This window comes from Streptomyces coelicoflavus, assembly GCF_045041415.1.
In the GTDB taxonomy this organism is placed as follows: Bacteria; Actinomycetota; Actinomycetes; order Streptomycetales; family Streptomycetaceae; genus Streptomyces; species Streptomyces coelicoflavus.
This window is the reverse complement of the sequence record NZ_CP108219.1, coordinates 156,728-163,250: the sequence shown is the minus strand read 5'-3', so window position 1 is coordinate 163,250 and position 6,523 is coordinate 156,728. Positions and strand designations below refer to the sequence as shown.

Annotated in this window: 6 protein-coding genes; 5 read left to right on the top strand and 1 reads right to left on the bottom strand. The window is 71.4% G+C overall.

Annotated features, from left to right (window positions below):
- Nucleotides 1–41 precede the first annotated feature (41 nt).
- The gene (locus OHA99_RS36595; protein ID WP_331727948.1) at nucleotides 42–836 is read left to right on the top strand and encodes a type VII secretion system-associated protein; all 795 of its coding nucleotides are present in this window, start codon (nucleotides 42–44) and stop codon (nucleotides 834–836) included.
- A gap of 165 nt (nucleotides 837–1,001) precedes the next feature.
- Nucleotides 1,002–1,595 carry a type VII secretion system-associated protein gene (locus OHA99_RS36590; RefSeq protein WP_405699144.1) on the top strand — a complete coding sequence of 198 codons (594 nt, stop codon included), beginning with the start codon at nucleotides 1,002–1,004 and terminating at the stop codon, nucleotides 1,593–1,595.
- A gap of 121 nt (nucleotides 1,596–1,716) precedes the next feature.
- Here the strand turns inward: OHA99_RS36590 and OHA99_RS36585 are convergent, their stop codons facing one another.
- The gene (locus OHA99_RS36585) at nucleotides 1,717–2,361 is read right to left on the bottom strand and encodes a hypothetical protein (protein ID WP_331727942.1); all 645 of its coding nucleotides are present in this window, start codon (nucleotides 2,359–2,361) and stop codon (nucleotides 1,717–1,719) included.
- Between the two features lie 406 nt (nucleotides 2,362–2,767).
- Here OHA99_RS36585 and alr point away from each other — a divergent pair, with 406 nt between their 5' ends.
- The 3 genes from alr (at nucleotide 2,768) to OHA99_RS36570 (ending at nucleotide 6,469) form a co-directional block, all read left to right on the top strand.
- Nucleotides 2,768–4,969 (top strand): alanine racemase, encoded by a 2,202-nt coding sequence (gene alr / locus OHA99_RS36580; protein WP_331727939.1) that lies wholly within the window; start codon nucleotides 2,768–2,770, stop codon nucleotides 4,967–4,969.
- A gap of 23 nt (nucleotides 4,970–4,992) precedes the next feature.
- Entirely contained in the window at nucleotides 4,993–5,604 is a 612-nt protein-coding gene (locus tag OHA99_RS36575) for a GNAT family N-acetyltransferase (protein ID WP_331727936.1), read from the top strand.
- Nucleotides 5,605–5,758: 154 nt separating this feature from the next.
- Nucleotides 5,759–6,469, top strand: a complete 711-nt coding sequence (locus OHA99_RS36570; protein ID WP_331727933.1) for an alpha/beta hydrolase — start codon at nucleotides 5,759–5,761, stop codon at nucleotides 6,467–6,469.
- The last annotated feature ends 54 nt before the right edge of the window (nucleotides 6,470–6,523 follow it).

The window sequence follows — 6,523 nt, the reverse complement described above, 5'->3', positions numbered from 1 at the left end:
GTGCGCCGGCCACCGACCCGATCCGACCCGATGAAGGACCCATGAGCGCAGAGACCTCCACCCCCACCGGCACTGAACCCGCTGGCTCCACCGAGCCGCAGGTCCCCGACGAGATCAGGAAGGCCGCCGAGCTGGCCCCCGACCACTGGCTGGGCATGGTCGATCCCGCCTGGGCCGGCGAAGGCGTACCTCCGGGCTGGGCCATGCTCGGCGAGTGGCGGTCCGGCCCGGAGGGCGAGATCGAGGAGTGGCGGCCCAACGAGGACTACCGGCCTTCGCCCCGTGCCCTCGGCTGGCCCGAGCCCACCGACCCGGTGGACGAGGCGATCCAGCTCGCGGCATCCGGATACGGGCCCGGTGACGCGGTGCCGCGCGCTCTGGCCACGGCCGAGATCGCCGTGCTGCTCGCACCCGGCGGTGGTCCACTGTCCGCGCTCGCCCCCAACGACGAGGCGGTCGTGCCGGCCTTCACCTCCCCCCAGCATCTGCACGCGTCCGGGCGTTTCGGATACGAGCTGATGCCCGCCGCACAGGTACTGGACAAGATTCCGGCGGACCATCTCCTCTACCTCAACGCGTCCGGCGCCGTCAGCATCACCGTGGACGTCGATGCCTTGCGCCACGCCGTCGAGGAGTCGCTCAGGGAGCGGAACGCGACCGACGGGCGACGGGAGGAGGAAGCCGAACCGGCCGCCGCCGTAGCGTCGGACGCCGGGGCATCGTCCCTGCCCGCGGAGCGGGCCGGCGTGTCGGACGGTGCCGGGCCGGAGGACAGGACCACCGGCCGGGGCCCTGCTTCCGGCTCCCCCGCCCGCGGCGCGGCCACCGCCGGCTGACGCGGTCCGCACATCACGTTCTCGAGCAAGGAGTCGCGCGGCATGACAGGTTCCTCGCAGCCGCCCAGCCACGAGACCGCTCCCACCCCTGAGAACCCACGAGAGGAGGAAGCACCGCCGAGCATGCCCGTCGGCTCCACCGCGACCGAGGAGTGGCTTCCTGCAATGCCCAGAGGTCATGCCGGGTTTCGGGAGCCACCGCCGCAGTTCGTGTCCGCGGCACGGCTGGCCCCCGACCACTGGCTGACCATGGTCGACCGGCACTGGGACGACACCGACGACAGTGTCGCTCCGCCGCACTGGGCTGCCTTGGGGCGCTGGCGCAGCGACGAGCACGGCGACATCGTCGAATGGGAGCAGAACCCCCGGTACCGGCCGTCGCCGGATGCCTACGGATGGGGGCCGTCGGCCGGCATCATGGACGAGGCCGCACGCCTCGTCGCCACCGGTTACGGTCCGGAGACGCTCCTCGCCTTCTCCCTCCTGGAGGCGGACGTCGCGGTATGCGTCGACCAGCGAGGGGACCCCGACGTGATCGAGATGACCGACGGCACGAAGGCCGTCCCCGTCTTCACCGTGCCCTCGGACCAGGAGGCGGAGGTACCCCCGCACAAGGTGATGGGCGTGCTCGACCTCCTGGACCGCCTGCCTGAGGAGCGAGAGCTCGTCTTCATCAGTTCCTCGGCGCCGGTGTACCAGCTCGTCAGGACGAGTTCACTGCGTGCGGACGTGGATGCCGTGAAGCGGAACTCGGACTGAGCCGGTGAGCGAGGCCGCGCCGCGCAGGCGTCGGTCGACGGCCGCGTCGGCGTCCGGCCGGTGTCCGGGGTCCCTTCGTCGTCCTCCCGGAGACAACCATTCACTCGGCACGGCCCGGAAGTCAGACGGAGCACGGGCACACGGGAACGCGGGCGATGACGTGCCCTTCGCCGTCCTCGACGATCAACTCGGTGATGGTGTCCTTGTCCATGGACGTCACGATGCGGAAGGTGAACCGCTCCGCGCTCGCCGCTTGTACGCTGCCGCCGACCGCGCGCGCACCGTCCGCGCCCAGCGTCGCCAGACGGTAGGTCTCACCGCTGCTGAGCCCCGACAGCACCACCGGGACCTCGGTGCCCCACGGCCGGCCGATCATCTCGCCGTGCGTGATCAGCGCGGCCGACGGTGTGGGATCGGCCCCCTGCCGGTGCGTCACGGCGAGAGGAACGACCACTGCCGCGGCCGCGACGAGGGCGGCGGCGAACCCGAGGGCGGTCCGCTTTCCGGGACCGGTGCGAGCCGGCCTCGGTGCCTCCGTGCCGTTCACGGAGCGCACCGGGCCGAGCGACGCGGCTCTCCAGCGAGCGAAGGCGTCGACCCGCCGCATCGTACGACTCACGTCCCCGGTCTCGGCGGCCTCGCGGGCACAGTCCGGGCACTGGTCGAGGTGCCGGGAGAGTTCCTTTGGCAGGGGAGTCCCGAGCAGCAGGTGTTCGGTCAGGAACGGCCGATGGTGAACGCATGCCTTGTTCATGGTGCCGGCCACCCCTTCTCCCTGAGGCCGTACGTGAGCGACTGAGTACACGGGGATACGCGGATTCCACCGCCTGTGTTGAAACGGAGGAGGGGAGGGGAGGAGGGAGACGGCGGTACGTCGTGCCCGGTAGCGCAGGCTGTACGACCGTTGGACGTGTGGGCTTCATCGTCGTGGACGGGCCGGAGTACTTAGGTTGGTCGCATTCGAGAGCGTGAGCTTCAACGTTCGCACGCGACCGCCCGTATCCCCCACGGGAACACCTCGTCACGAGCGCGGGCGCATTCTCCGTTGACGAACCTCGAATGACAACGCCGTCCACGTATTCCACCCCCACGGAGTTTTGATGACGCGCCAGTCGCCCTCAGCGAGGACGGAACCCGAATGTGACGCACATCCCGATACCGTCCGGCACCGGTTGTCCGAGGCAGTGATCGACCTGTCGGCCATCGCTCACAACACCCGGATCCTCGCCGCCCGTTCGCGCGGCGCCGCCCTGATGGCGGTGGTGAAGGCCGACGGGTTCGGTCACGGAGCCGTACAGGTGGCACGCACCGCGCTCGCCCACGGAGCCACCTGGCTGGGCGCCGCCTCCACTCCGGAGACACTGGAACTGCGCGAGGCGGGCATCACGGCACCCATCCTGGCCTGGATGCGGCTTCCCCGTGAGGACGTCACCGGGGTGATCCGGCAGGACGTGGACCTGTCGGCCGCCTCCCTGCCGCACCTGGCGGGGATCGCCGCGTGCGCCGAGAAGGCGGGAATCCCGGGTGCCGTCCACCTCAAGGTGGACACCGGGCTCGGGCGCAACGGCGCCGGCACGGTGGACTGGCCCCGACTCCTCGAAGCGGCCGCCGAGTTCGAACGGCGGGGCCTGCTGCGGGTGCGGGGCGTCTGGTCGCACCTCGTGCACCCCGACGATCCCCGGCACGCGGGCGTCGCCGGTCAGGTCGACGCGTTCGAGACGGCGGTGTCGCAGGCCCGTGCCGCGGGCCTGCGGCCCGAGGTGCTGCATCTGGCCAACTCGGCCGCCGCACTGGCCGCTCCCGCCACCCACTACGACCTGGTACGCGCGGGGCTCGGCCTGTACGGGGTGGAGCCGGTCAGGGGCGAGAGCTTCGGGCTGCGGCCGGCGATGACGCTGCGCGGCCGCGTCATCATGAGCCGGCGGGTCGAGGCGGGCATGGGCGTGTCCTACGGCCACGAGTACGTCGCGGAACGACCGACCGCACTCGCCCTCGTACCGCTCGGCTTCGCCGACGGACTGCCCTTCCGGGCCTCGCGCTCGGCGGAGATCCTGGTCGGCGGGGCCCGTCGGCGGGTGGCCGGCCGGATCGCCATGGACCAGTGTGTCGTGGACACCGGGGACGACCAGATCGCGGTCGGCGAGGACGCGGTGGTCTTCGGGCCGGGAGACAAGGGTGAGCCGACGGCCGCCGAGTGGGCGGACTGGGCCGGAACCGTCCCGCACGAGATCCTCACCGGCGTCGGCCCCCGTGTCCCGCGCCGCTATCTCCACGCCGATACGCCCGTCGTCGCGCCCAGAGACACCCGCACGCGTGTCGTGGTCCTGTTCGGCGGGCCCGGCGGTGAGCACGAGGTGTCCTGCGCCTCGGCCGCGGGCATCGTCGGCCACCTGGACCGTTCCCGTTACGCGGTCCAGCCGGTCCGGATCACCAGGGCCAGGGAGTGGGTGCCCGGCCCGTCCGACTTCCCCGAGGGTGCCTGCACCGCCGCCGGCCTCACCGACGTCACCCCCAGCCGGGGCATGGGCGCCGGGGACAGCCTGCGCGCGGTGCTGCCCCATCTGGCGTCCGCCGACGCCGTCGTGCCCGCCCTGCACGGGCCCTTCGGCGAGGACGGCACCGTACAGGGCCTCCTGGAGGCCGCGAACGTGACCTACGTGGGCAACGGCGTGAGCGCGAGCACCATCGCCATGGACAAGGACGCGACCAAGCGCATCCTGAGCTCCGTGGGCCTGCCGGTCGCCGACTGGACGCTGCTGAGGGGCGGGGACAGCACCCTGTCCGAGGCACAGCGCCTGCGTCTGGGGCTGCCCGCCTTCGTCAAGCCCGCGCGGGCCGGCTCCAGCATCGGCGTCACCCGCGTCGAGACCTGGGACGACCTGGGGGCGGCACTCGAATCGGCTCGCTCCTGGGACACGAAGGTGCTGGTGGAAGAGGCGGTACACGGCCGGGAGATCGACATCGCGGTACTCGAGCATCCGGACGGCCGGCTGGAGGCCGGACCGCCCCTGGAGATCGCGGTCCACGACGGACGGCCGTTCTTCGACTACGAGGCCAAGTACGTGGATGCGGCGACCAGTTACACCATCCCGGCCCAGCTCGACGAGGACATCTCGAAGCAGCTCCAGCGCATGGCCGTGGACGTCTTCGAGGCGCTGAACTGCTCCGGCCTCATCCGCGTCGACTTCTTCCTGCGCGACGGCGTCCGACCGGTCGTGAACGAGGTCAACACCTTCCCCGGCTTCACCGCGGCCTCCCAGTACCCACGCATCTGGGCGGCGGCCGGCCTGTCGTACGAACGGCTGCTGGACACCCTGATCACCACCGCCATCACCCGGACCGGCAGTCCCGCGGCGGGCCTCGCTGCCCGGTGACTCCACCCCGAAAGGAGGCACGGATGGTGAAGCCGTTCGCCCACACTCCGGAAGCCCTGGTCATCGCCCCGGTCACGAATGCCACCCGGAACGCCGCTTTCGAGTTCCACCGCTCCACTCTCGGCGAGTTCATGCTGCCCGTGCCCCCGGCGGCTTTCCAACAGATGGTCGAGGCACGCCAGATGGTCGTCGTCGAGCGCCAGGGGCAGGTCGCGGGGCTCTGCTACGTCAAACCGGACGGCAAGGGGCTCGACGCCGTCCCGCGGTGGGAGTTCGGCGGTCTCCATCTCGTCCCCGGCCTTCGCGGGCGCGGCCTCGGCACCCTGCTGAGCGCCGTCGCGATCACGGCCGTCACCCGCGCCGACCCCAAGCCGGTGATGGGCTACGTCCATCAGGACAACTCCGCCGGGATGGGACTGCTCGTCCACAGCCTCGGGTTCGTCGTGACCGACCAGAAGGTGCGCCTCGGTCCCGGTGACGCACCGGGTCACCTGCGCCGCGACGACGCCGGCTTCGCGACCGCCCACGTCCTGCGACTCCCCGACGCCGCGCGGGCACGCCTCTCCGACGGTCTGGAGCACATCGGTCTGGACGTGGACAGCCCCTCCGTTCCGGTCACCCTGCGGTCCCAGTGATCGGACATCGGACGGTTCGGGGGCGGATGGACGAAAAAGACAGGCCGTTGGCTGTGGCACTAATTACTGGACGTCGTTCATGAAATAGGGACGAGTTCGGCCGAGCCCCTCGCCACGACACGCCGCGCGGGCTTCGAAGGGGAGAGAAATCGACATGGCCACATTCGTTCTGGTCCACGGGTCGTGGACGGGCGGCTGGAACTGGGAACTGGTCCGGCCCCGTCTGGAGGCCACCGGGCACCGGGTGTACGCACCGTCCCTGACCGGCCTGGGCGACCGCCACCACCTGGCCACCGAAGGAGTGGGGCTGAGCACGCACGTCGACGACATCGGCCTGCTCCTGGAATGGGAACGGCTGGAGGATGTGGTGCTGGTCGGCCACAGCTACGGCGGCATGGTGATCACTGGCGCCGCGGCCCGGGTCCCGGAGCGAGTGGGGCACCTGGTGTACATCGACGCCTTCCTGCCCCGAACCGGCGAGTCGGCCTGGGACCTGCTGCCCTGGCAGCGCGCGGCCTCCCAGGAACTACGGCTGGAGCAACAGCCCTGGCTGCTCCGGCCGGCGGACTTCGGCGCCGTCTTCCCCGGGCTCGACGGCTTCGACACCACACGACTGACCCCCATGCCCGTCCGCACACACGAGGAGCCCCTCGTGGCAGCGGCCGAGCCGGGCGGCATCGCGGCGACCTACCTCCACTGCACGGCGGCACCGGACGCGTTCGGCGAGATGGCCCGGCGGGCCGAGGCCGACGGGATGACCGTCTCGGAGACGGACGCCGGTCACATGGCGATCTCCACGCACCCCGCCGAGGTGGCACGGGTCCTCCTGGACACCGCCGCGCACAGGGACAAGGCCCGCCGGTAGGCACGCGCCGGCGTCCGCGACCGTCACACCTCGCGCGGCCGTTGCCGCCGACGA